Source organism: Pseudomonas sp. SJZ077, assembly GCF_007993905.1.
GTDB lineage: Bacteria > Pseudomonadota > Gammaproteobacteria > Pseudomonadales > Pseudomonadaceae > Aquipseudomonas > Aquipseudomonas mandelii.
The window spans coordinates 79,184-102,200 of the sequence record NZ_VIUJ01000009.1; the positions used below are offsets into that span (position 1 = coordinate 79,184).

The window sequence follows — 23,017 nt, forward strand, 5'->3', positions numbered from 1 at the left end:
TTGTGTCTGATGGTTTGTTGCTTGACCACTTGCAGCTTGCAGCTTGAAACTTGCAGCTCACCTGCAAGGGGCTACCGATGATCACCAGTAAGCTGCCGAATGTCGGCATCACTATCTTCACTCAGATGTCTCAGCTCGCGGCGCAAACCGGGGCGATCAACCTGTCCCAGGGGTTTCCTGATTTCGATGCACCGCAAGCCCTGTGCGATGCGGTCGGTCGACACATTGCCAATGGCCACAACCAATATTCACCGATGACCGGCCTGCCGGCGCTGCGTCAGCAGATTTCGGCGAAGATCGCCCGCACCTACGGCGTCAGCGTGGATGCCGACCATGAAGTGACGGTCACTCCGGGAGCCACTCAAGCGATCTTCTGTGCGATTCAAGCGGTTATCCACAGCGGCGATGAAGTGATCGTGTTCGATCCGTGCTACGACAGCTACGAGCCGTCGGTGGAGCTGGCCGGTGGGCGATGCGTGCATGTGCAACTGGGTCTGAATGATTTTTCCATCGACTTCGAGAAACTCGCCGAAGCGATTACGCCGCGCACGCGGATGATCGTGCTGAACGCTCCGCATAACCCGAGTGGCGCGCTGATCAGCCGTGCTGAGCTGGACCGGCTGGCAGCGTTGATTCGGGATCGCGACATCTACATCGTCAGTGACGAAGTCTACGAACACCTGGTCTTCGACGGCGTGCCTCACGTCAGCGTGCTGAATCACGAAGAGCTGTATCAGCGCGCCTTCGTGGTCAGTTCTTTCGGCAAGACCTATCACGTCACCGGGTGGAAAACCGGCTACGTGGTCGCACCGCCGGCGCTCACCGCCGAGCTGCGCAAGGTTCACCAGTACGTCAGTTTCTGCGGCGTAACCCCGCTGCAATACGCCTTGGCCGACTTCATGGCCGAACATCCTGAACACGTCGAAGAACTGCCGGGTTTCTACCAGGCCAAGCGCGATCTGTTCTGCGATCTGCTGGCGTCGTCGCGTTTCAGCTTCAAGCGCGTGACCGGCACGTATTTTCAGTTGGTCGATTATTCGCAGATCCGCCCGGACCTCAATGACGTCGAAATGGCGCTGTGGATGACCCGTGAACATGGCGTGGCGAGCATCCCGATCTCGGTTTTCTACCAGGCACCACCTGAAGGCCAGCGCCTGGTGCGCTTGTGCTTCGCCAAACGCGAGGAGACGTTGCGTGAAGCAGCGGCAAAACTATGCGTGATCTGAGTGCACTGCCCAATCTGAACGTCGCGCTGATCCAGACCACCCTGGCCTGGCACGACCGTCAGGCCAACCTGGAGCATTTCGAGCCATTGCTTGAGCAGGCTCGCGGGGCGGATCTGATCATTCTGCCGGAGATGTTCACCACCGGTTTTTCCATGGAATCGCAGACCCTCGCCGAAGCGGAAAACGGTCCGACCAGCAAATGGCTACGCGTCCAGGCGGCGAAACTTGATGCGGTGATCACCGGCAGCGTCATCGTCCAGGCCGCTGATGGCAGCCACCGCAATCGACTGTTGTGGGCGCGGCCGGACGGGGAAGTCTGGCACTACGACAAGCGTCACCTGTTCCGCATGGCCGGTGAGCACAACCACTACACACCGGGCGAGCGCCAGGTGCAGTTCGAGCTCAAGGGCTGGCGTGTGCGGCCGCTGATTTGCTATGACTTGCGATTCCCGGTCTGGAGTCGCGATGCACAAGACACTGACTTGCTGCTCTACACCGCCAACTGGCCCGGCGCGCGTCGTCAGCATTGGAACCGTTTGCTGCCAGCGCGGGCGATTGAAAACCTGTGCTACGTGGCGGCGGTCAATCGCATCGGTACCGACGGCAAAGGCTTTGCTTACACCGGTGATAGCCAGGTGCTGGATTTCCAGGGTGAGACATTGCTCAGTGCCGGCGAAGCCGATGGCGTGTTCCAGGTCGTGCTGAATGCGGCGGATCTGCAAGCCTATCGCACACGGTTTCCGGCGAATCTCGATGCTGATACGTTCGAGTTCACCTGATATCTCGGCAGCCTGAGCCGGCCTCATCGCGAGCAGGCTCACTCCCACAGTGGATCGCGTGAATAGAGATTTTGTGTGCACCCGAAGCCTCCTGTGGGAGTGAGCCTGCTCGCGAAGAGGCCATGACAGGCACCCTAAAAATGCCAGGCAAACAAAAAGGCCCCGAGGTTCTCACCTCGAGGCCTTTTGCATTGCCGCGAACGCTTACGCCGCTTTCGCTTCCGGCTGGCTCAGGGAGCGGTTCAGCGCGCTGAACAGGGCCTTGAAGCTCGCGGTGGTGATGTTTTCATCGATACCGACGCCATGCACCGCACGTTCACCGTTCACACGCAGTTCGATGTAGGCCGCCGCCTTGGCATTGGTGCCTGCGCCGATTGCGTGTTCGTTGTAGTCCATGATTTCCACCGGGATCGGCAGGCCGGCCACCAGCGCTTCCAGCGCGCCGTTGCCCTTGCCGCGCCAGTGCAGGTTGGTTTCGCCCTGGCCTTTGCCCGAGACTTCCACTTCCACGGCACTGTGACCGTTTTCTTCCTGCAGGCGATGGCTGACCAGCGCATACGGGGTGTTGGCCTGCAAATACTCGCTGTGCAGCAAGGCGTGGATCTGTTGGGCGGTCATCTCCAGGCCGAGGCGATCGGTTTCACGCTGTACCACCTGGCTGAACTCGATCTGCATGCGACGCGGCAAGCTGATGCCGTATTCCTGTTCCAGCAAGTAGGCGATACCGCCCTTGCCCGACTGGCTGTTGACGCGGATCACCGCCTCGTAGCTGCGGCCGATGTCGGCCGGGTCGATCGGCAAGTACGGCACTTCCCACAAGGCGTCCGGTTTCTGCTGGGCAAAGCCCTTGCGGATCGCGTCCTGGTGCGAGCCGGAGAACGCGGTGTGAACCAGGTCGCCGACGTAGGGGTGACGTGGGTGCACCTGGATCTGGTTGCATTCTTCAACGACTTTGCGCACGCCGTCGATGTCGGAGAAGTCCAGCTCAGGGTGAATGCCCTGGGTGTAGAGGTTCAACGCGACGGTCACGAGGTCGACGTTACCGGTACGCTCGCCGTTACCGAACAGGCAGCCTTCGACACGGTCAGCACCGGCCATAAGGCCCAGTTCGGTGGCCGCAACGCCCGTACCACGGTCGTTGTGGGTGTGCAGGCTGATGATCACGCTGTCACGACGGTTGATGTGACGGCCGAACCATTCGATCTGGTCGGCATAGATGTTCGGGGTCGCGCATTCGACGGTGGCCGGCAGGTTGAGGATCACCTTGTGCTCAGGCGTCGGGTTCCAGACGTCGATGACCGCGTCGCAGACTTCCTTGGCGAACTCCAATTCGGTCGCGCTGAAGGTTTCCGGCGAGTATTCGAAGGTCCACTGGGTATCCGGTTGCTGGGCGGCATATTTGACGAACAGCTTGGCGGCGTTCACGGCGATGGCCTTGACACCTTCCTTGTCCTGGTTGAAGACAATGCGGCGGAAGGATGGGGAGGTCGCGTTGTACAAGTGAACGATGGCTTTCTTCGCCCCGCGCAGGGATTCGAAAGTGCGCTCGATCAGGTCTTCACGGCCCTGGGTCAGCACCTGAATGGTGGTGTCGTCCGGGATGTGGTTGCCTTCGATCAGGGTACGCACGAAGTCGAAGTCGGTTTGCGACGCGGCCGGGAACGACGCTTCGATCTCTTTCACACCGACTTGCACCAACGTCTTCCAGAAACGCAGCTTCTTGACCGCGTCCATTGGCTCGATCAGCGACTGGTTGCCGTCACGAAGGTCGGAACTGCACCAGATCGGCGCTGCGGTGATGGTCTTCGATGGCCAGGTGCGGTCCGGGATGTCGATGGTCGGGAACGCGCGGTATTTCGAAGACGGGTCTTTGAGCATGCTCATCGGGAAATCCTTATTGTGTGGGCCGAAAAAAGGCGGCCTGCCGGTGGATCAATGTTCTTGGGGAAAAGCGTGGGGCGAGGCACCGCGATTCAGCCTGGCAGTCGTGCACTGACGAGGCACAGGCTGCGGTGCTGACGAAGCTGAATGAGGGTGTGAGAGGTTTTCATGCCTTCAACCCTAACCGCCGTGATTGAGGATGGCAAGCAGTCGAAAAAAATTGAGAGGAATACTCGAATAGTCGGGATTATCGCGATTTTATTGCGGTTCGGCCGGGTGATTGTGTTGATGTTTGCGCGAGGTTTGAAGAGGGCGCAATTGAAAGTTGGCAGCCTTGTCTTGGCGACGGCAGCTATTCTTAAAGCCTCAACCAGACGACTGGAATGCAGGAGTCAGCAATGAACGAGTCGGATTGGAAGCTTTACAGTGCGTTGCGCCCGTTGGCCCATGAGCGGATGTGTAACCGGATCATGGACGAAGTCGAGCGCACGGTGCTGGATAGAAGCCAAGCGCCTTATGATCGAATTGAAGCGAGCGAAGAGCTGCTCAAAGCCGGACAAAAGGAGCTGTATTGGGCATTTGGCGCTTTCAGGTTCTCACGCGATGACGCCAGTTCTCACTTGCTGGCGTTGTGTGCCCGCGAGTTGATCACGGCTGAAGAATTGGCTGGCTTCTCACAAGACACTCAAACATGGGTCAGCAATTGTCTGGCGGACCGGGAGGTCCATGGTATTGAGGATCTGGACGCTGAATAAGCGGCGGCAGTGATGGCCCTATCGCGAGTCTGATTGCGAATGGGCCAGTCGCCTCAAAGAAGATTCAGGGCTGGAAAGCACCAATAAAAATCGCCGGATCCACCCGCGCATCATTCAGGCTGACATTCCAGTGCATGTGCGGCCCGGTCGCCCGCCCGGTGGCGCCGACTTTCCCGACTACACCGCCGCGCGCCAGTTGCTGCCCCACCTTCACGTCAATCTTCGACATATGGCAGAACATGCTGATAAAGCCCTGCCCATGGTCGACGAACACCGTATTGCCATTAAAGAAGTAGTTGCCGATCAGGATTACCTTGCCCGCCGCCGGGGTCTTGATCGGTGTGCCGGCGCCCACGGCGAAATCCAGGCCCGAGTGGGGATTGCGCTCTTCGCCATTAAAGAACCGGCGCACACCGAACTTGCTCGACAGCGGCCCGTTGACTGGTTTGTCCAGTAGCAGGTTGCTCGGGATGTTCGGACTGAACGTGCGGTAGGCGGCGATTTGCTCGGCCAGTTCACCTTCGATGCGCTTAAGGTTCTCCGGGTTCGGATTGACCTGCTGCGTGTTCTTCAGGGTGATGTGCTGTTCCGGATACTTCTTGTTGCCGACCGTGAAACTCAGAGTGCGACCGCCGCTGCTGACCTGCTGCGTGCCCGGTTTAACCGTCAACGGCACGCCGACAATCGCCAGCCAATTGTTCTGTTCCTTGACCACCAGCACCGACTTGCCTTGGTAACTGGCTTTTGGCGCCTGTGCAGAAGCACCCAGGTCCACCACGGCCACGCCCCCCGGCACCGGTTTATTCAACAGGCGGGTGATGTAGCTGTCGGCGTGGGCATTGAAGGTCAGGCATAGCAACAGCAGCGGAGCTAAAAAACGCGGCATGGATCAATCCAGTAAAGAAAGGGTGACAGGCGTCAGGTGATTGTCTTCGACCCGGACGTGCAGATCGCCTTCGCCCAGTTTGGCTTTCAGGCGCTGACCGGTATGGGTTTGCTCGGCGCTGCGAATCGCGTTGCCGCGTTCATCCAGCAGAATGCTGTAGCCACGGGCCAGGGTCGCCAGCGGGCTGACCACTTGCAGCGTCTGCACCTGACTTTGCAGTTGCAGGCGACGGGACTTGAGCCCTTCACGCATGGCTCGCGGCAGGCGCTCGGCGAAGCTGTCGAGGCGCTGACGAAGCATTGCCAATTGCCGTCCCGGGTGTTGCCCGGCGAGGCGGGTTTCCAGACGAATCAAGCGTTCGCGACGGGTATTGAGGCTGCGTTCGAACGCGCGGCGCATGCGCATGTCCAGATCGTCCAGGCGCTGCGCTTGCTGGCGCAGACGTTCGCCGGGATGGCGCAAGCGGCGAGACATGCCTTCCAGGCGCAGACGGTCACGCATCAAGCGGTCGCGGATGCGCATCACCAGGCGCCGGTGCAGGCTTTCGACCCGGCGCACCAGGTCGCTGGAATCCGGCGCGAGCAATTCGGCGGCGGCGGAGGGCGTCGGGGCGCGGACGTCGGCGACGAAGTCACTGATCGAGACATCGGTTTCATGGCCGACGGCGCTGACAATCGGCGTCACGCACGCATCCACGGCGCGGGCCACGGCTTCTTCGTTGAAACACCAGAGGTCTTCCAGCGAACCGCCGCCACGGGCGAGGATCAGCGCATCAAAACCGCGAGCGTCCGCCAGTTTCAGCGCTCGGACGATTTGCGCAGTCGCTTCGCGGCCCTGTACGGCGGTCGGGATCAGAGTCAGTTGAACCTGCGGTGCGCGGCGGCGAAAGACGCTGATGATGTCGCGAATCACCGCGCCAGTCGGCGAACTGATAATGCCGATGCGCTGCGGATGCGCCGGCAACGGCACTTTGCGCTCGGCGCTGAACAGGCCTTCGGCGCTGAGTTTTTCCTTCAGTGCATCGAACGCCAGACGCAGCGCACCGTCACCGGCCGGCTCCACGGTGTCGAGGATCAGCTGATAGTCGCCACGCCCCTCGAACAGCGAAACCTTGCCACGCACCTTGACCGCCAGGCCGTCCTTCAGCGCCTGGCGAACCCGCGCCGCGTTCTGCCGAAACAGCGCGCAACGAACCTGGGCGCCGCTGTCCTTGAGGGTGAAATACACGTGGCCGGACGCCGGGCGGGCGAGGTTGGAGATTTCGCCTTCGACCCAGATGTTGCTGAACACGTCTTCGAGCAACACCCGCGCACGGCCGTTGAGCTGGCTGACAGTCAGGACTTCACGGTCCAGGCCGAGTCTTGCAAAGGGATCTTTAATCATGGGGCGCATGATAAAGGCATTCGTCGAACAATCTCCATGAGTGCGCACAAATCCCTTGTGAGAGCGGGCCTGCGCGCTCCCATAAGGAGTAAAGTCAGCCCCGGGATTCAGGGAAGGCGAGGGAATGAGTGTGCTTGAGCTGTTGACCCCATGGCCATTCGGCGCCACGGATTGGCTGGTGATCGGGTTGGGCATTGCCCTGGCCTATATCGTGTTTGGTATCGCCGGATTTGGCACTGCGCTGGTGGCGGGGCCGATTCTGATTCTGTTCATGCCGCTGTCGAAGATCGTGCCGTTGCTGGTGCTGCTGGATTTCGTAGCAGCGTTTGGCAATCTGCTGCCTTCGCGGCGGGATGTGGCGAAACCCGAGTTGCTGCGGCTGCTGCCCTGCATGGCGGTGGGCTGCACGTTGGGGGTGATCTTTCTGCTGAACCTCAAATCCGATGTGTTATTGCTGTTGATGGGGCTGTTCATCAGCGCTTATGCGATTTACAGCCTGTGGGTCAAAACCCGGCCGACGCAATTGTCCGTCGCCTGGGCGGTGCCGATGGGCACGGTGGGCGGGATGTTCGGGGCATTGTTTGGCAGTGGCGGCTTTTTATATGCGATCTATTTGAACAGCCGGTTGCCGAAAGAGGCGGCACGGGCGACCCAGAGTGCGCTGATCAGTTGCAGCACCGTGGTGCGCTTGAGCCTGTTTGCCGTCGCAGGTGTCTATGCCGAGCTACCCTTATTGATATTAGCCCTGTGTCTATTGCCGGCCATGGCCGTGGGGCTGTGGGTCGGGCGGAGATTGACCCTGAGATTGTCCCGCGAGGCGTTCGTGCGGCTGGTGACCTGGTTGGTGCTGGCGAGCGGGATTGCCTTGATCGGGCGTTATTTGAGTACTTGACCGGATTTCGTCAGGGATTAAGCTGCCGGCCGTTCCGATGCCTTCGCGGGCAAGCCTCGCTCCTACAGTCGTTCGCAAACTTTTCCGGTAGGAGCGAGGCTTGCCCGCGAAGGCGTCAGTAAGAACACCGCAGAAACATCCAATTGACGCAGTAGGCTTGCACCATGAATTCGCAAAGCATCATCGTCCCGAAAATCTCCACACTGCCGGTACACGAACCCCGGGCCCGGGCGGTCGTGCGCTGGCTGGTGCGCAAGAACATCATCAAGGAAGAGCTGACCACGTGTGGCCGTACCGGTAACCGCATGGGCCACGCCATCGCCGACGGTGCCCGCGCCGTGGTGTTGCACCCACAAGCGCTGCCGTTCGGCGAGCCGATCAATGGCCTGGAAATCATCACCAAGCGCTGCATCTACACGCCGGCCAAGGGGTTTCTGGAAGAGGCGGGGTGCGCCGAGTGCCGCAAGGAAGTCGGCGAAGCGCTGTTCGAAAGCCTGGAAGACTGGATGCCGGGCCGCACCGATAACTTCACCTGCCCGGAATGCGGGCATGAAGACGACATCAACGGCTTTCTGTTCTTACAGGAATGCGGCTTTTCCAACCTGGGGTTCATTTTCAACAATTGGGCCGAAGCCGGGTTCAAGCAGAGCTTTATCGATGAGTTTGCCGATTGGCTGGATCAGCCCGTCAGTTGGGTGAAAGTCGAGTTGTAGGAAGCGACAATCCCCGTATATCAGTAATGCTAATAATAGAAAGAGTTTTACATTGAACACGAGGGGGTGTCTGACTATAATGGCGCGCTTCCATTTTCCCGCTCGGGAGCCCCCGCGATGCTGCGTATCAGCCAAGAAGCTCTGACATTCGACGACATTCTCCTAGTGCCCGGTTATTCCGAGGTGCTTCCTAACGAAGTCAGTCTCAAGACCCGCCTTACCCGTGGCATCGAGCTGAATATTCCTCTGGTTTCTGCCGCCATGGACACCGTCACTGAAGCCCGTCTGGCAATCGCCATGGCTCAGGAAGGTGGCATCGGTATCATCCACAAGAACATGACCATCGAGCAGCAAGCTGCCGAAGTGCGCAAGGTCAAGCGTTATGAGGCCGGCGTGGTCAAGGACCCGATCACCATCGAGGCTGAAGCCACGGTGCGTGAACTGTTCGAACTGACCCGTCTGCACAACATCTCCGGCGTTCCGGTTTTGCACAATGGCGACCTGGTCGGCATCGTCACTTCCCGTGACGTGCGTTTCGAAAATCGTCTGGAAGCCACTGTCCGCGAAGTGATGACGCCCAAAGAGCGTCTGGTCACGGTCAAGGAAGGCGCCGACAAGAACGACGTTCGCGAGCTGTTGCACAAACACCGTATCGAACGCGTGTTGATCGTCGACGACAAATTTGCCCTCAAAGGCATGATGACCGTCAACGACATCGAAAAAGCCAAGGCTTACCCGCTGGCCAGCAAGGACGATCAAGGTCGTCTGCGTGTTGGCGCAGCAGTTGGTACCGGTAAAGACACCGGTGACCGCGTCGCTGCCCTGGTCAATGCCGGCGTTGACGTGGTGGTGGTCGACACCGCACACGGTCACTCCAAAGGCGTGATCGACCGCGTTCGCTGGGTCAAACAGAATTTCCCTGAAGTGCAGGTCATCGGCGGCAACATCGCCACCGGCGCTGCTGCCAAGGCCCTGGCCGAAGCCGGCGCTGATGCGGTCAAGGTCGGTATCGGCCCTGGCTCGATCTGCACCACCCGTATCGTCGCCGGTGTCGGCGTCCCGCAAATCAGTGCCATCGCCAACGTCGCCGCTGCCCTTGAAGGCACTGGCGTTCCGTTGATCGCCGACGGCGGCATCCGCTTCTCCGGTGACCTGTCCAAGGCCATCGTAGCCGGTGCTTCCTGCGTGATGATGGGCTCGATGTTCGCCGGTACTGAAGAAGCCCCGGGCGAGATCGAACTGTTCCAGGGTCGTTCGTACAAGGCATACCGCGGCATGGGTTCGCTGGGCGCCATGTCCCAGGCCCAGGGTTCCTCCGACCGTTACTTCCAGGACTCCTCCGCGGGTGCCGAGAAGCTGGTTCCGGAAGGCATCGAAGGGCGTGTTCCTTACAAGGGCAGCCTGAGCGCCATCATCCATCAACTGATGGGCGGCCTGCGTTCCTCGATGGGTTACACCGGCAGTGCCGACATCGAAGAAATGCGCACCAAGCCTGAGTTCGTGCGGATCACCGGCGCTGGCATGGCCGAGTCCCACGTCCACGACGTACAGATCACCAAAGAAGCGCCAAACTACCGCGTAGGTTGAGGCTTCAAGCAAAACGTTAAGTAACCGGGGCTGTTTTATTCAGCCCCGAGTTGTTTCTGAATCACGACTGTTTCTGAATTACTAGACGAGACTGAATCATGGCCCTCGACATTCACGCTCACCGCATCCTGATCCTCGATTTCGGTTCCCAGTACACCCAGCTGATTGCCCGCCGCGTGCGCGAAATCGGCGTGTACTGCGAACTGCATCCGTTCGATATGGATGAAGACGCGATTCGCGAATTCGCTCCAAAAGGCGTCATTCTCGCCGGCGGCCCCGAGTCCGTGCACGAAGCCGACAGCCCTCGCTGCCCGCAGGCGGTGTTCGACCTGGGCGTTCCGGTCTTCGGTATCTGCTACGGCATGCAGACCATGGCTGAACAGCTGGGTGGCAAGGTTGAAGGTTCCGAACTGCGTGAGTTCGGTTATGCCCGTGTCGACGTGGTCGGCAAGAGCCGCCTGCTCGACGGCATCGAAGACCACATCGACGCTGACGGCCTGTTCGGTCTCGACGTGTGGATGAGCCATGGTGACAAGGTCACCAAGATGCCGCAGGAATTCCACATCCTGGCCAGCACCCCGAGCTGCCCGATTGCCGGCATGTTCGACGATGCTCGTGGCTACTACGGCGTGCAGTTCCACCCGGAAGTGACCCACACCAAGCAGGGCGGTCGCATCCTGTCGCGCTTCATCCTCGACATCTGCGGCTGCGAAGCCCTGTGGACGCCGTCGAAGATTGCGGAAGACGCCATCGCCAATATCCGCGCCCAGGTCGGCACTGACAACGTGCTGCTCGGCCTGTCCGGCGGCGTTGACTCCTCGGTGGTTGCCGCGCTGCTGCACAAAGCCATCGGCGACCAGCTGACCTGCGTCTTCGTCGACAACGGCCTGCTGCGTCTGCACGAAGGCGAGCAAGTGATGGCCATGTTCGCCGAGAACATGGGCGTCAAGGTGATCCGCGCCAACGCTGAAGACCAGTTCCTGAACAACCTGGCCGGCGAGTCCGACCCGGAGAAGAAGCGCAAGATCATCGGCCGTACCTTCATCGACGTCTTCGATGCCCAGTCCAACAAACTGGACAACATCAAGTACCTCGCTCAAGGCACCATCTACCCGGACGTGATCGAGTCGGCTGGCGCCAAAAGCGGCAAGGCCCACGTGATCAAGTCGCACCACAACGTGGGTGGCTTGCCGGAAGAAATGAACCTCAAGCTGGTTGAACCCCTGCGCGAGCTGTTCAAGGACGAAGTCCGTCGTCTGGGCCTGGAACTCGGCCTGCCGTACGACATGGTCTACCGTCACCCGTTCCCGGGCCCAGGCCTGGGCGTGCGCATCCTCGGTGAAGTGAAGAAGGAATACGCCGACCTGTTGCGTCGCGCCGACCACATTTTCATCGAAGAACTGCGCAAAGCCGACTGGTACCACAAAGTCAGCCAGGCCTTCGTGGTGTTCCAGCCGGTGAAATCGGTTGGCGTGGTTGGTGATGGCCGTCGTTACGCCTGGGTCGTGGCGCTGCGTGCAGTGGAAACCATCGACTTCATGACCGCGCGTTGGGCACACCTGCCTTACGAACTGCTGGAAACCGTCAGCGGCCGGATCATCAACGAAATCGAAGGCATCTCCCGCGTGACTTACGACGTGTCGAGCAAGCCGCCAGCGACGATCGAGTGGGAATGATCCCGGTCTGACTGATCGCCCGTAACACCTGAAAGGCCCCGTGAGCGTGAGTTCACGGGGCCTTTTTGCGATCAGGCCGCTACAGTGGGCAGGCGCCCTTCAAGCATAAGGCCCATGCGATTGAGTGCGTGGACAAGGCTGATCAGATTCGCGTAAGTGACCTGATGCACGGCGGCCCAGGCAGGGCGGTTGATCAGAAAGCCCCCATTCGCCGTTCGCTCAATCATCGTTCGCACAATCTGATTCGACCGGCTGCGATGGATCAGCGTCAACGCGTCGTCCGACCTTTCAATGGTGAACATGCCCTGGCGGAACAGCAGCTGATTGATTTGCTCAGACGATCGTTGAATGACCGGAGTCGGCATCTGCAAGCTGATGTCGGCATACAGGGTGTCGAAATCACCGCGCATTTGAGCGCCGGCCTCCGAAACATCACGGCCGACCTCGATGCCATGGTCGATGCCCAGGTGCATAGGCTGGTCTGGGCCCACTTCTTCGATGCGTAGACCGATACCTCCCTCCGTTTCGCTGATGCCGGCCATCCCCCTGAATGTGTTTGTACTCTCCTGGTCGGTGAGCGCCAGCCATTTTCCGCCGCCATTGCGGGCTTGAGTGGCCTGCATGATGGTATGGGTGAGGTAGGTCTTGACGGATTGTCGTGAGATGGCGCGGAAGTTTGAATCTGTGTAGCGATAGCTCGCCAGGCAATCGGTGGCCTGGATTCGAATGCCGTTCTGCTGGGCCGCTTTGACGACTTCAAGGGGGGTGTACTGTCCGGCAGGATCACCTGGCAGTTTCTGCAGGTATTTCTCCAGCATCCCATGCATGTCCCCGGTTTCGGCGAACTCGTTCAGGTCGACTTGATTGAAGTCGTTGAGCAGGCGATGCATGTAGATCGTCTTGACGCCTTGTTTCGCCAGCGTCTGCATGTTTTCGATCAGGAACCGCATGCTGGCAATGCGATCCTGACTTTCACCGACGACAAGGCCGGGCGCAGTGTTGAAAATGTTCTCGATGAGTTCCGTCACGGTGGTGGAGGGTGTGATCACGGGCTGCACCGGCCGGGCGGGCAACGAGGCAAAAAAGTCCTCCGGGGTCTGGAATACGATTGCATCCCTGATCAGCACCGCTCGACGGCCAGCGACATACTCTTCGTAGGGGGAGACTCCTCTGATGAACCCGTTAGGCATGGCCACGACTTTTATATGGGTTTCCGGCTTTCCCAGGGCCAGGAAGTTCAGCGAACGTCCATTCGGTGCATCGTATCGCGTCAAATGACTGGAAAAATCAGACCTTGGCCGGGCGTGAGTCGTCGGCCTGGAAGGACCGGGTACGGGCGCAGGCTTGCTGAGGCCTTTGCCGCCGCCTTTCAATCCGGCTGTGGGTGCCAGCTCCCATTCGCCCTCGTCATTCAGGCGCACGGGAATCGACCCCGTGGACGCCTGCGGATGACTGGGGTCGATGATCGCCCACGTACCGCCACCGTTGATGTCGGCTTCGTAGCGCACGTAATAAGCCTGATCGTTCATCATGATGGCGGTGGAAGGGTTTGAGTCCAGCGTATAGATACCCTGGAATTTTCCGCTCGTGGCCATCGGGTAGTTTTCGAGGATTTCATTGCTTTGGTAGTGCTCCGGCACTTCAAAAGCTTCGGCGGTTTCCTCGGGCAGGGTCGGCAACACACCCGGTTGCAGAGGCCCTTCCTCTGACTCTCCGGGCGCCAGAGGGTCTTGCGTGACGACGCTTTCTTCCGGATTGAGGGTCTTGTTCAAATCCGCCATCTCGGTCGCTTCAGCCGCCTCGGCCGCAGCCGCGACGTCTTCCAATACGTTGACTTCCTTGAGCAGCGGAATGTTGAACAGCGCATTGATGCCATCGAGCACCGCGCCAATGACGCCGGCCTTGCGCTGCGCCGCCGTTTTGCCATTCACCGCCTTGTCGATGTTCAAGCCCATCGCGGCGAGGCTGGCACCGATCACCGGCAGCGCGATTGGCCAGCCCATCACCGCCAAGGGGCCGAAAACATGCAGACCGGCACTCAGGTAACCCAGCCAGAGCTGTTTGCGCATTTGTCCGTGGGTCACCAGCGTCAGGTCCGCCTCTTCCAGCATCGTGCTCTGGACTGCCCGGCTCTGCCAGGTGAAGGCATCGCCACTGATGGTGATGTTTTTCTGATTGATCAGGTGATGGTCGTATTTTCCCCAGGTGCCGACCAGCTGGTTCATCAGCGGAGTGATGTTGTCATGGACTTCCTTGCGAACCGACAGCGGGAAATGGGTCATGAACTCGGTGCGCGGCTGCGCCTCATTCATTTGCAGCAACATCCACCAGTGCATGTCCGTTTGTGTGGGATGCACGTGGAAGGCCTGTGCGGCGCCGGGAACATAAGTGATCTGTCGGCCGTTGCGGTCAACGATGCGTAGAATATCGGTGGCGACGTGCCCTGCGACATCCAGGGCGCAGACACGAAGATCCGCAGGCGCCGTGGTTTGGGATTGCAGCGTCGCCAGGGTAATCGGCCAGGCTGCGTCAGCGACAACGGCCCTTACGACGGTCTGGAAATCGTCCTCTTCCAGCTGACCGTTTTGCCGCGCCTCGACCGCTTTGCTGAGGTAGCTGGATTTGGCCAGGGTCCGGAAGTCATCGAAATGCGTGGTCCAGAAAGCGTTCAGCTTATTCAGGTAGCGTTCACTGAGGTTCATCTCCCACAGGTCTGTGAGGACCTTGCTGGGGTACATCCGCACCTCGTTGGTTTCATTGAAAATGCTGGCGTTTGCGTCTTCAGTGTAAAACCCGCCGTTACTGTTCAGTTCGAGGGCGTCGTCTTGATCGGTCACGCGATATCCCTGGATCACCAGTTGCGTCAGGGTCAGTGATTCACAGGGCTTGGGGGCGTGTTCCCAACTCAGAAAGGCCTTGGTGCTGCTGGCCGAGACGTTATCGAACCGATGCCACCAGACCTGGTCAGGGTCCTTGTCGGTGATGCCGTGTTTTTTCAGGATTTCACTGGCGACCGCGTGGGCTTCTTCCTTCAACCCCGGACAGGCTGTGACAACGATGGGGGCAATCGTTTTCAGCTGCTCCCTGTCGGCAGCATTGGGTAACGCTTCAGTACTTTGATCGGCAGGCATGATCTCGCTCCTTGAGAAATGGGCCGTGAGGATGACCCGTTTGCTCAAGGCAAGTGCACTACATAGTTATGCCCACATGCCTTTCGTGACCGTGTAGGGTCAGCGCCGTGCCACATCCGAAAAGTAGAACTTGTCGAGGGTATGCCGTGATTCGGTGTATTCGAATTGGCGACCGTCCTGCAGGAACGTCTGGTTGCTGACCACGATCACATGGCTCTGGCCGTCGAGGTCCAGGTGGTGTTGGTCGTCCTTGCTTCGAGGGACCGCTTCGATGGTGCGCTGGGCGTAGGCGATTTGCAGCTGCAGGGTCTGTTCGATGAAGGCGTAGATCGACTGCTCGGCGATGTCGCGGTTCAGGCCGGGAATCACGTCGCTGACGAAATGGTTGATGTCGAGGATCACGCGTTTGCCGTCAATCCGCCGCACGCGCTTGATCCGCGTGATCAGGCTGCCTTCTTCAGCTTTGATGTGGTCGAGCAGCGGGCCTTCGAGGGGGATTTGGGTGAATTCGACCACCTCGGTGCTGACGTCATTGCCCAGTCGCGGATAGGTCTCCTGGAAGCTGACGATGCCGCCCAACTGGAATTCGATCGGGTTGGTCGACAACACGAAAGTGCCTTTACCGTGGACTTTCTGGGCGAAACCGCGCTCCTGCAATTGCTCGATGGCTTTGCGCACGGTGCCGCGGCTGGCCTGATAGGTGTCCATCAATTCGGTTTCGGAAGGCAACCGGGCGCCGCGTTCCAGACGTTCGGTCGTGATGCTGGCAAGCAGATCGCTGTAGATCTGGTTGTATTTACTCATGGGGATGGCTCTGTGCCGCGATGTACTCAAGGTTTCGAACCTTAAGGGCAGGGTAGGGGTTTGTCCATGCGGCTTTGGGTTTCATCGTTTCGGGAGGTAGGAAAAGTCGCCGATTGACGGGGTCGTAGTAAACAAAATCAAACTCGTCTGTACGAGTTGTTGCTTTAACTCGTACAGACGAGTACTTTTCGCTTCGGCGTGCTGCCAAAAACAAAAAACTACAGCGGAAGAAAAGCATGAGCCACGACTATCCGAACATCGCCAGCGAGCTGCTGCAAAGCCTCGGTGGGAGCGACAACCTCGAGCAGGCCGCGCACTGCGTCACACGTCTGCGCCTGGCCCTCAAGGACCCCAGCCTGGTCGACAGCGCCACGCTGAATCAGATTGACCTGGTGAAAGGCTCATTCTTCACCGGTGGTCTGTTCCAGGTGGTCATCGGCCCCGGCGAGGTTGAAAAGGTGTACGCCGAACTGCGCCGTCAAACCGGTCTCGCCGCCTCAACCATCGCCGACGTTAAACAAAAAAGCGCCGACAAGATAAACGCGATGCAGCGTCTTGTGCGGGTGTTTTCCGACGTGTTCATGCCGATCCTGCCGGCGTTGATCATTGCGGGGCTGTTGATGGGCATCAACAACCTGATCGGCGCCAAGGGGATGTTCATCGAAGGCCAGACCCTTCTGGATGCCTACCCGAAACTCGACGGGCTCTGGAGCCTGATCAACCTGATGGCCAACACCTCGTTTGTGTTCTTGCCGGCACTGGTGGGCTGGTCGGCGGCCAAGCGGTTCGGTGGCAGCGAAATCCTCGGCATCGTGCTCGGCCTGATGCTGGTTCACCCAGACCTGCTCAACGCCTGGAACTACGGCAAAGCGGTGGCCGGGCTGGACGGGCAGAGCCTGCCGTACTTCGACATTCTCGGGTTGTTCCAGATCGAGAAGGTCGGTTATCAGGGACAAATCCTGCCGATCCTGCTGGCGGCCTATGTCATGAGCGTCATCGAAAAATGGCTGCGGGCGCGGGTGCCGAACGCCGTGCAATTGCTGGTGGTGCCGATTACCACCATCGTGGTCACCGGCGTGTTGGCACTGGCCGTGATCGGCCCGGTGACCCGGCATCTGGGGATTCTCATCACCGAAGGCGTGGTCATGCTGTTTGACCTCGCGCCGATGGTCGGCGGGGCGATTTTCGGGCTGCTCTACGCGCCGCTGGTGATCACCGGCATGCACCACATGTTCCTCGCGGTCGACTTGCAACTGATCTCCACCCAGGGCGGCACGTTCATCTGGCCGATGATCGTCATGTCCAACCTCGCCCAGGGCAGCGCGGCACTGGCGGTGTTCTACATGACCCGCAATGTACGCGACAAAAGCATGGCCTCAACCTCGGCGATTTCCGCCTATTTCGGCATCACCGAACCGGCCATGTTCGGGGTCAACCTGCGCTACAAGTTTCCGTTCTATGCGGCCCTGTGCGGCTCGGCCCTGGGTTGCATCTTCCTGTCGCTGAACAAGGTCCAGGCCTCGGCCATCGGTGTGGGTGGCTTGCCCGGTTTCATCTCGATCATTCCGCAGTTCATTCCGATGTTTGTGATTGGAATGGTGATTGCGATGGTCGTGCCGTTTGTTCTGACCTGTGGGTTGAGCATGAAGATTATCCGGCCAGGGTATCGGGTTGCCTGACAGACCGGATTCGCGAGCAAGGCCTGGACAAAATTATTGAAGGAATAGCGCCATGCAAGACTGGCAACGTTCGGTGATCTATCAGATCTACCCGAAGAGTTTTCACAGCCACGCCGGCAACCCCACGGGGGATTTGCTCGGCGTCGTGGCCAAGCTCGATTACCTGCACTGGCTGGGTGTCGATTGCCTGTGGATCACGCCGTTCCTGCGTTCGCCCCAGCGCGACAACGGTTACGACATCAGCGATTACTACGCCATCGACCCGAGCTACGGGACCATGGCCGATTGTGAGTTGCTGATTGCCGAGGCGGGCAAGCGCGGGATCAAGCTGATGCTCGATATCGTGGTCAACCACACCTCGATCGAACACGCCTGGTTCCAGCAGGCCCGTAGCAGCCTCGACAACCCGTACCGTGACTTTTACATCTGGCGCGATCAGCCGAACAACTGGGAATCCAAGTTCGGTGGTTCGGCCTGGGAATACGAAGCGCAGACCGGTCAGTACTTCCTGCACCTGTTCGATCACACCCAGGCCGACCTGAATTGGGATAACCCGAAGGTGCGCGCCGAAGTCTTCAAGATGATGCGTTTCTGGCGCGATAAAGGCGTGGGCGGTTTCCGTCTGGATGTGATCAACCTGATCTCCAAACCTTCGGACTTTCCAGAAGACAACACCGACGGTCGACGCTTCTACACCGACGGCCCGAACGTGCATGAATACTTGCAGCAAATGCACCGCGAAGTCTTCGAAGGTCACGACCTGATCAACGTCGGCGAGATGTCGTCCACCAGCCTGGAACACTGCATTCGCTACTCGAAGCCAGAGTCGAAAGAACTGTCGATGACGTTCAACTTTCATCACCTGAAGGTCGATTACCCGAACCTGCAGAAGTGGATTCGCGCCGACTTCGACTTCCTCGAACTCAAGCGCATTCTTTCGGACTGGCAAACCGGCATGCAGGCCGGCGGTGGCTGGAACGCGTTGTTCTGGTGTAACCACGACCAGCCACGGGTGGTGTCGCGTTTTGGCCATGACGGCGAGTTTCGGGTGATCTCGGCGAAGATGCTCGGCACCGCGCTGCACTTCCTTCAGGGCACACCGTTTGTGTATCAGGGCGAAGAACTGGGCATGACCAATCCGGGGTTTGATCACATCGATCAGTACCGCGATGTCGAGACGCTCAACATCTTTCGCCTCAAGCGGGAGGCTGGTGCAAGTGATGCCGACAACATGGCGGCGATCATGCAGAAATCCCGGGACAACGGCCGTACGCCGATGCACTGGAACACCGAGCCGAACGCAGGATTCAGCGCCGCAGAACCCTGGATTGGCGTGCCGGCCAACGCGACGCAGATCAACGTCGCCACCCAGCTAGACGACCCGGACTCCGTGCTGCATCACTACCGTCAGTTGATTGCCCTGCGCCGTAGCGAAGCGCTGATTTCCGATGGCGTCTATCGGCAATTGTTGCCGGAGCACCCGCAAATCTGGGCGTATGTGCGTGAAGGTCAAGGCGAGCGTTTGCTGGTACTGAACAACTTCTATGGCACGCCGTGCGACGTCGAGCTGCCCGATGACGTGATCAGCGAAGCCATGACTCAACGCCTGGTCATCAGCAATTACCCGAACTGTCCGCCGCGAAACCGGCAGATTTCTTTAAGGCCCTATGAGTCGTTCGTTTTGCACCTGACCGACTGATCGACCACTAAAAACACCGACTTTAAAAAACACGCAGAGCGCTGCGCGGGGGAGTTTTGCGCGCCGAATTTGCGGAACAACACAATAAAAATAATGGGGTGGTTCTTGAAAACAACACTAAATTGCAGCCTTGCTGCCGCGAGCTTATGCCTGGCGTTGCCGTTGTCAGCGCAGGCCCTGGAGTTCGGCGGCTACGTGCGCAGCGGCGTCGGGACATCGGTCAACAGTGGAAAACAACAGTGTTTCCAACTGCCCGGCGCGCAGACCAAATACCGCTTGGGCAACGAGTGTGAGCAGTACGGTGAGCTTGAACTTCGCCAGGACCTGTACACCCTGGACGATGGTTCGGTGCTGAGCGTCGACGGCATGGCTTCTCTGTATAACCAGTACGACAAGGACCTGACGTTCAATGGCGACAATGGCTCGGTGCGCATGCCGCAGTTGTACGCGCAGTGGTCGAACATGCCGAGCCTCAACGGCGGTTCGCTGTGGGCCGGTCGGCGTTACTACAAGCGAAACGACATCCACATCTCCGACTTCTACTACTGGAACCAGAGCGCCACGGGCGGTGGTATCGAGGATGTGCTGATCGGCGATCTGAAATACAGCTATGCCTTCTCGCGCAAGGACAACCTGTATCAGAAGGACTACATCAACCGTCACGATTTCAACGTCGCCGGTTTCCGCACCAACCCCGGTGGTGAACTGGAACTCGGACTGAGCTACATCGACAAACCCGACAGCCGCGACGCACACCGCGGCTGGGCAATCACCGCACAGCATGTGCAAAAAGGTTTTCTGGGCGGCAAGAACAAACTGGCCTTCCAGTACGGCGAAGGCCCCGGCACCGGGCTGGGCTATACCGGCAACGTAAAGCTGGACGACAGCAACAAAAGCTACCGGGTGGTGGAGTTCTTCGACTGGCAAGTGACGCCACGGTTTGGCGGACAAGTCGAGGCGGTTTACCAGAAGGACATTCGCCCGGACGGGGCCGATCAGAACTGGATTTCCCTGGGCATTCGTCCGGCGTACGCGATCACCGAGCAGTTCAAACTGGTGACCGAACTGGGCCACGATCAGGTCGAAGCTGCGGGCGGAACGCGCAAGCTGAGCAAGTTCACCTTCGCCCCGACATGGTCGCCCAAAGGTCCGGAATTCTGGGCGCGGCCCGAAGTGCGTCTGTATTACACCTATGCCAGCTGGAACGAGGCGGCCAAACGGGCAGCCAATGAACTGGCGGCGGGCTCGGCGTTGTCCGATACCGGCGCCTTCGGCACGGCGCGGCACGGTGCGAATGTCGGATTGCAGGTCGAGTATTGGTGGAAATAAGCGATGCTGTCGGAGCCTCGCGCTCCATCGGCACTTCAAAGAACAAAACAGCAGGTGACGTCATGGCCACACCCCAACAATTGCAACTGCACGCCCCCCTGTCAGGCGTATTGGTGCCGCTGCACCTCGTGCCCGACCCGGTGTTTTCCAGCCGGGTCATCGGCGACGGGCTGTGCATCGACCCGACTTCAACGACCTTGTGCGCGCCGCTGGCCGGGGTTGTCAGCAATGTGCAGGCCAGTGGGCATGCCGTCAGCATCACTGACGAAAAGGGTGTGCAGGTGTTGATGCACATCGGCCTCGACACGGTGAACCTGGCCGGAAACGGGTTTACGCGGCTGGTGGAGGAAGGCCAGCAGGTTGACGTTGGGCAGGCGCTGATCGAGTTCGATGCCGATTTTGTTGCATTGAATGCCCGCAGCCTGCTGACGTTGATGCTGGTGGTCAGTGGAGAACCGTTCACCTGGCTGGCGCCGGAAACGGGTCTGGTAGACAGTGGCCAGCCGCTGCTGAGCCTGAACCTTGTCGAGCAGACAAGCGATACGCCGCTAACCGCAGCGGAAGAAGCGCTGTTTTCAAAACCGGTGACGCTGGCCAACCTCAACGGCTTGCACGCCCGTCCAGCCGCGGTATTCGCCCAGGCGGCAAAAGCTTTTTCGGCGAGCATCTACCTGCATAAAAAGCAGGAGACTGCGAACGCGAAATCCCTGGTGGCGATCATGGCGTTGCAGACGGCGCACGGTGATGTCATGCAAGTCAGCGCGGCCGGTCCGGATGCGGAAGCGGCGATCAAGACGCTGGCCGAACTGCTGCTGACTGGATGCGGTGAAGTGGTCGCGGGTCCGATGCAGGTTGAGGTAAATGCGGTCGAGGCTTCATCGCTGACGGTACTGCGCGGGGTTTGTGCATCACCCGGGTCGGCGTTTGGCCAAGTGGTACAGATCGCCGAACAAAACCTGGAAGTGAATGAACTCGGCTCAACACCGCAGGTGGAACGCGATCATCTGTCCCGCGCCCTGGCCGAAGCACTGGTGGCCCTGCAACAGCTGCGTGACAACGCCAAGAGCGACGCGCAGGCCGACATTTTCAAGGCGCATCAGGAGCTGCTCGAAGACCCTGGTTTGCTGGAAGTGGCTCACGTACTGATCGATGAAGGCAAAAGCGCCGGGTTTGCGTGGCGCTCGGCCACCGAGTCAGCAGCCACCTTGTTCAAGAGCCTGGGTAACGCCCTGCTCGCGGAGCGGGCGGCGGACCTCGCCGATGTGAGCCAGCGGGTGCTCAAGCAGATCCTCGGCGTACGGGATCAGGCGATGGAGCTGCCTGAAGGCGCGATCCTGATCGCCGAACAACTGACGCCGTCGCAGACCGCCGGGCTCGATACCCGCAAGGTACTGGGTTTCGCCACGGTGGGTGGCGGTGCCACCAGCCACGTCGCGATCCTCGCCCGGGCGTCCGGTTTGCCGGCGATCTGCGGACTGCCGGTACAAGTGCTGGCGCTGGTCAATGGAACCCAGGTGTTGCTCGATGCCGACAAGGGCGAATTGCAGCTGGATCCGGATCTGCAGGTCATCGAACAGCTGCAAGCCAAGCGCCAGCTTCAACAGCAACGCCGGCAGCATGAGTTGGCGCACGCAACACTGGCCGCCTGCACCCGCGACGGTCACCATTTTGAAGTGACGGCCAACATCGCTTCGCTGGCCGAAGCCGAGCAGGCCATGGCACTGGGAGGCGAGGGCGTCGGTTTGCTCCGTTCGGAGTTTCTCTATCTGGATCGCAACCATGCGCCGAGCCATGACGAGCAGGCGTCTACTTACAACGCCATCGCCCAAGTACTCGGGGCGACGCGCAATCTGGTGGTGCGCACCCTGGACGTCGGCGGTGACAAACCGCTGGCCTACGTGCCGATGGACAGCGAAACCAACCCCTTCCTCGGCATGCGCGGGATTCGTTTGTGCCTGGAGCGCCCGCAGCTATTGCGCGATCAGTTCAAGGCCATCCTTGGCAGTGTCGGGCTCGCTCGCCTGCACATCATGCTGCCGATGGTTACGCAGCTGTCGGAGTTGCGCCTGGCTCGGCAACTGCTCGAAGAAGAGGCGCTGGTTTTGGGCCTCACGGAACTGCCCAAGCTGGGCATCATGATCGAAGTGCCGGCGGCGGCACTGATGGCGGACCTGTTTGCACCCGAGGTGGATTTCTTTTCCATTGGCACCAACGACCTCACGCAATACACCCTGGCCATGGACCGCGATCACCCGCAGCTGGCCAGTCAGGCGGACAGCTTTCATCCTGCGGTGCTGCGCTTGATTGCCAGCACCGTAAAGGCCGCGCACGCCCACGGCAAATGGGTCGGTGTGTGCGGCGCCATGGCCTCCGAGACGCTGGCCGTTCCGCTGTTGCTGGGGCTCGGGGTGGATGAACTGTCGGTGAGTGTGCCGTTGATTCCGTCGATCAAGGCAGCGGTTCGTGAGCTGGACCTGATGGACTGTCAGGCCATCGCCCAGCAAGTGCTGGGCCTGGAAAGTGCCGGACAGGTACGCGAGGCATTGCGCCTGTATCACGAGGCGACGGTCGATACTTCACTGGTTCTGGAGAACTGA

General features: G+C 59.6%; 16 protein-coding genes. 11 read left to right on the forward strand and 5 right to left on the reverse strand.

Annotated elements, in window-relative coordinates:
• Positions 1 to 77 precede the first annotated feature (77 nt).
• Complete coding sequence (locus tag FBY01_RS15475; RefSeq protein WP_145308444.1) at positions 78 to 1,226, forward strand: pyridoxal phosphate-dependent aminotransferase; 1,149 nt, start codon at positions 78 to 80, stop codon at positions 1,224 to 1,226.
• Entirely contained in the window at positions 1,214 to 2,005 is a 792-nt protein-coding gene (locus tag FBY01_RS15480; RefSeq protein WP_010457836.1) for an amidohydrolase, read from the forward strand. Before FBY01_RS15475 ends, FBY01_RS15480 begins: the two co-directional genes overlap by 13 nt.
• A 204-nt stretch (positions 2,006 to 2,209) precedes the next feature.
• On the opposite strand, the gene leuA is transcribed toward FBY01_RS15480, so the two are convergent.
• The gene (gene leuA, locus FBY01_RS15485) at positions 2,210 to 3,889 is read right to left on the reverse strand and encodes a 2-isopropylmalate synthase (RefSeq protein WP_010457834.1); all 1,680 of its coding nucleotides are present in this window, start codon (positions 3,887 to 3,889) and stop codon (positions 2,210 to 2,212) included.
• Positions 3,890 to 4,284: 395 nt separating this feature from the next.
• Here leuA and FBY01_RS15495 point away from each other — a divergent pair, with 395 nt between their 5' ends.
• Positions 4,285 to 4,641: a hypothetical protein gene (locus FBY01_RS15495; protein ID WP_145308448.1), complete on the forward strand. Its 357-nt coding sequence runs from the start codon at positions 4,285 to 4,287 to the stop codon at positions 4,639 to 4,641.
• Between the two features lie 64 nt (positions 4,642 to 4,705).
• Here FBY01_RS15495 and FBY01_RS15500 read toward each other — a convergent pair whose 3' ends face one another.
• Positions 4,706 to 5,527 carry a peptidoglycan DD-metalloendopeptidase family protein gene (locus FBY01_RS15500; RefSeq protein WP_145308450.1) on the reverse strand — a complete coding sequence of 274 codons (822 nt, stop codon included), beginning with the start codon at positions 5,525 to 5,527 and terminating at the stop codon, positions 4,706 to 4,708.
• Between the two features lie 3 nt (positions 5,528 to 5,530).
• On the reverse strand, positions 5,531 to 6,910 hold the full coding sequence (gene xseA / locus FBY01_RS15505) for an exodeoxyribonuclease VII large subunit (protein WP_145308559.1): 1,380 nt from the start codon (positions 6,908 to 6,910) through the stop codon (positions 5,531 to 5,533).
• A 124-nt stretch (positions 6,911 to 7,034) separates the two neighbouring features.
• On the opposite strand from xseA, the gene FBY01_RS15510 reads away from it, so the two are divergent.
• From FBY01_RS15510 to guaA, 4 genes are all read left to right on the forward strand, one after another.
• Positions 7,035 to 7,802 carry a sulfite exporter TauE/SafE family protein gene (locus FBY01_RS15510; protein ID WP_145308452.1) on the forward strand — a complete coding sequence of 256 codons (768 nt, stop codon included), beginning with the start codon at positions 7,035 to 7,037 and terminating at the stop codon, positions 7,800 to 7,802.
• 164 nt (positions 7,803 to 7,966) lie between these two features.
• The gene (locus FBY01_RS15515) at positions 7,967 to 8,515 is read left to right on the forward strand and encodes a sugar ABC transporter ATPase (protein ID WP_077749331.1); all 549 of its coding nucleotides are present in this window, start codon (positions 7,967 to 7,969) and stop codon (positions 8,513 to 8,515) included.
• A 117-nt stretch (positions 8,516 to 8,632) separates the two neighbouring features.
• Positions 8,633 to 10,102: an IMP dehydrogenase gene (gene guaB, locus FBY01_RS15520; protein WP_010457821.1), complete on the forward strand. Its 1,470-nt coding sequence runs from the start codon at positions 8,633 to 8,635 to the stop codon at positions 10,100 to 10,102.
• 98 nt (positions 10,103 to 10,200) lie between these two features.
• Positions 10,201 to 11,778 (forward strand): glutamine-hydrolyzing GMP synthase, encoded by a 1,578-nt coding sequence (gene guaA / locus FBY01_RS15525; protein ID WP_010457818.1) that lies wholly within the window; start codon positions 10,201 to 10,203, stop codon positions 11,776 to 11,778.
• A 71-nt stretch (positions 11,779 to 11,849) separates the two neighbouring features.
• Here guaA and FBY01_RS15530 read toward each other — a convergent pair whose 3' ends face one another.
• Both FBY01_RS15530 and treR read right to left on the reverse strand, forming a co-directional pair.
• Positions 11,850 to 14,909, reverse strand: coding sequence for a membrane-targeted effector domain-containing toxin (locus FBY01_RS15530; RefSeq protein WP_145308454.1), 3,060 nt, complete (start codon positions 14,907 to 14,909; stop codon positions 11,850 to 11,852).
• A 99-nt stretch (positions 14,910 to 15,008) separates the two neighbouring features.
• On the reverse strand, positions 15,009 to 15,713 hold the full coding sequence (gene treR / locus FBY01_RS15535; protein WP_010457814.1) for a trehalose operon repressor: 705 nt from the start codon (positions 15,711 to 15,713) through the stop codon (positions 15,009 to 15,011).
• A gap of 236 nt (positions 15,714 to 15,949) precedes the next feature.
• On the opposite strand from treR, the gene treP reads away from it, so the two are divergent.
• The 4 genes from treP (at position 15,950) to ptsP (ending at position 23,017) form a co-directional block, all read left to right on the forward strand.
• Complete coding sequence (gene treP, locus FBY01_RS15540; RefSeq protein ID WP_145308456.1) at positions 15,950 to 17,392, forward strand: PTS system trehalose-specific EIIBC component; 1,443 nt, start codon at positions 15,950 to 15,952, stop codon at positions 17,390 to 17,392.
• Positions 17,393 to 17,444: 52 nt separating this feature from the next.
• Positions 17,445 to 19,091: an alpha,alpha-phosphotrehalase gene (treC, locus tag FBY01_RS15545; RefSeq protein WP_145308458.1), complete on the forward strand. Its 1,647-nt coding sequence runs from the start codon at positions 17,445 to 17,447 to the stop codon at positions 19,089 to 19,091.
• Positions 19,092 to 19,196: 105 nt separating this feature from the next.
• Positions 19,197 to 20,420 (forward strand): carbohydrate porin, encoded by a 1,224-nt coding sequence (locus FBY01_RS15550; protein ID WP_042933022.1) that lies wholly within the window; start codon positions 19,197 to 19,199, stop codon positions 20,418 to 20,420.
• Positions 20,421 to 20,482: 62 nt separating this feature from the next.
• Positions 20,483 to 23,017: a phosphoenolpyruvate--protein phosphotransferase gene (ptsP, locus tag FBY01_RS15555; RefSeq protein ID WP_145308460.1), complete on the forward strand. Its 2,535-nt coding sequence runs from the start codon at positions 20,483 to 20,485 to the stop codon at positions 23,015 to 23,017.

Bases quoted from the DNA above. Each gene is read 5' to 3' on its own strand.
- FBY01_RS15475 (WP_145308444.1), top strand. From the start codon at position 78: ATGATCACCAGTAAGCTGCCGAATGTCGGCATCACTATCTTCACTCAG.
- FBY01_RS15480 (WP_010457836.1), top strand. From the start codon at position 1,214: ATGCGTGATCTGAGTGCACTGCCCAATCTGAACGTCGCGCTGATCCAG.
- leuA (WP_010457834.1), bottom strand. From the start codon at position 3,889: ATGAGCATGCTCAAAGACCCGTCTTCGAAATACCGCGCGTTCCCGACC.
- FBY01_RS15495 (WP_145308448.1), top strand. From the start codon at position 4,285: ATGAACGAGTCGGATTGGAAGCTTTACAGTGCGTTGCGCCCGTTGGCC.
- FBY01_RS15500 (WP_145308450.1), bottom strand. From the start codon at position 5,527: ATGCCGCGTTTTTTAGCTCCGCTGCTGTTGCTATGCCTGACCTTCAAT.
- xseA (WP_145308559.1), bottom strand. From the start codon at position 6,910: ATGATTAAAGATCCCTTTGCAAGACTCGGCCTGGACCGTGAAGTCCTG.
- FBY01_RS15510 (WP_145308452.1), top strand. From the start codon at position 7,035: ATGAGTGTGCTTGAGCTGTTGACCCCATGGCCATTCGGCGCCACGGAT.
- FBY01_RS15515 (WP_077749331.1), top strand. From the start codon at position 7,967: ATGAATTCGCAAAGCATCATCGTCCCGAAAATCTCCACACTGCCGGTA.
- guaB (WP_010457821.1), top strand. From the start codon at position 8,633: ATGCTGCGTATCAGCCAAGAAGCTCTGACATTCGACGACATTCTCCTA.
- guaA (WP_010457818.1), top strand. From the start codon at position 10,201: ATGGCCCTCGACATTCACGCTCACCGCATCCTGATCCTCGATTTCGGT.
- FBY01_RS15530 (WP_145308454.1), bottom strand. From the start codon at position 14,909: ATGCCTGCCGATCAAAGTACTGAAGCGTTACCCAATGCTGCCGACAGG.
- treR (WP_010457814.1), bottom strand. From the start codon at position 15,713: ATGAGTAAATACAACCAGATCTACAGCGATCTGCTTGCCAGCATCACG.
- treP (WP_145308456.1), top strand. From the start codon at position 15,950: ATGAGCCACGACTATCCGAACATCGCCAGCGAGCTGCTGCAAAGCCTC.
- treC (WP_145308458.1), top strand. From the start codon at position 17,445: ATGCAAGACTGGCAACGTTCGGTGATCTATCAGATCTACCCGAAGAGT.
- ptsP (WP_145308460.1), top strand. From the start codon at position 20,483: ATGGCCACACCCCAACAATTGCAACTGCACGCCCCCCTGTCAGGCGTA.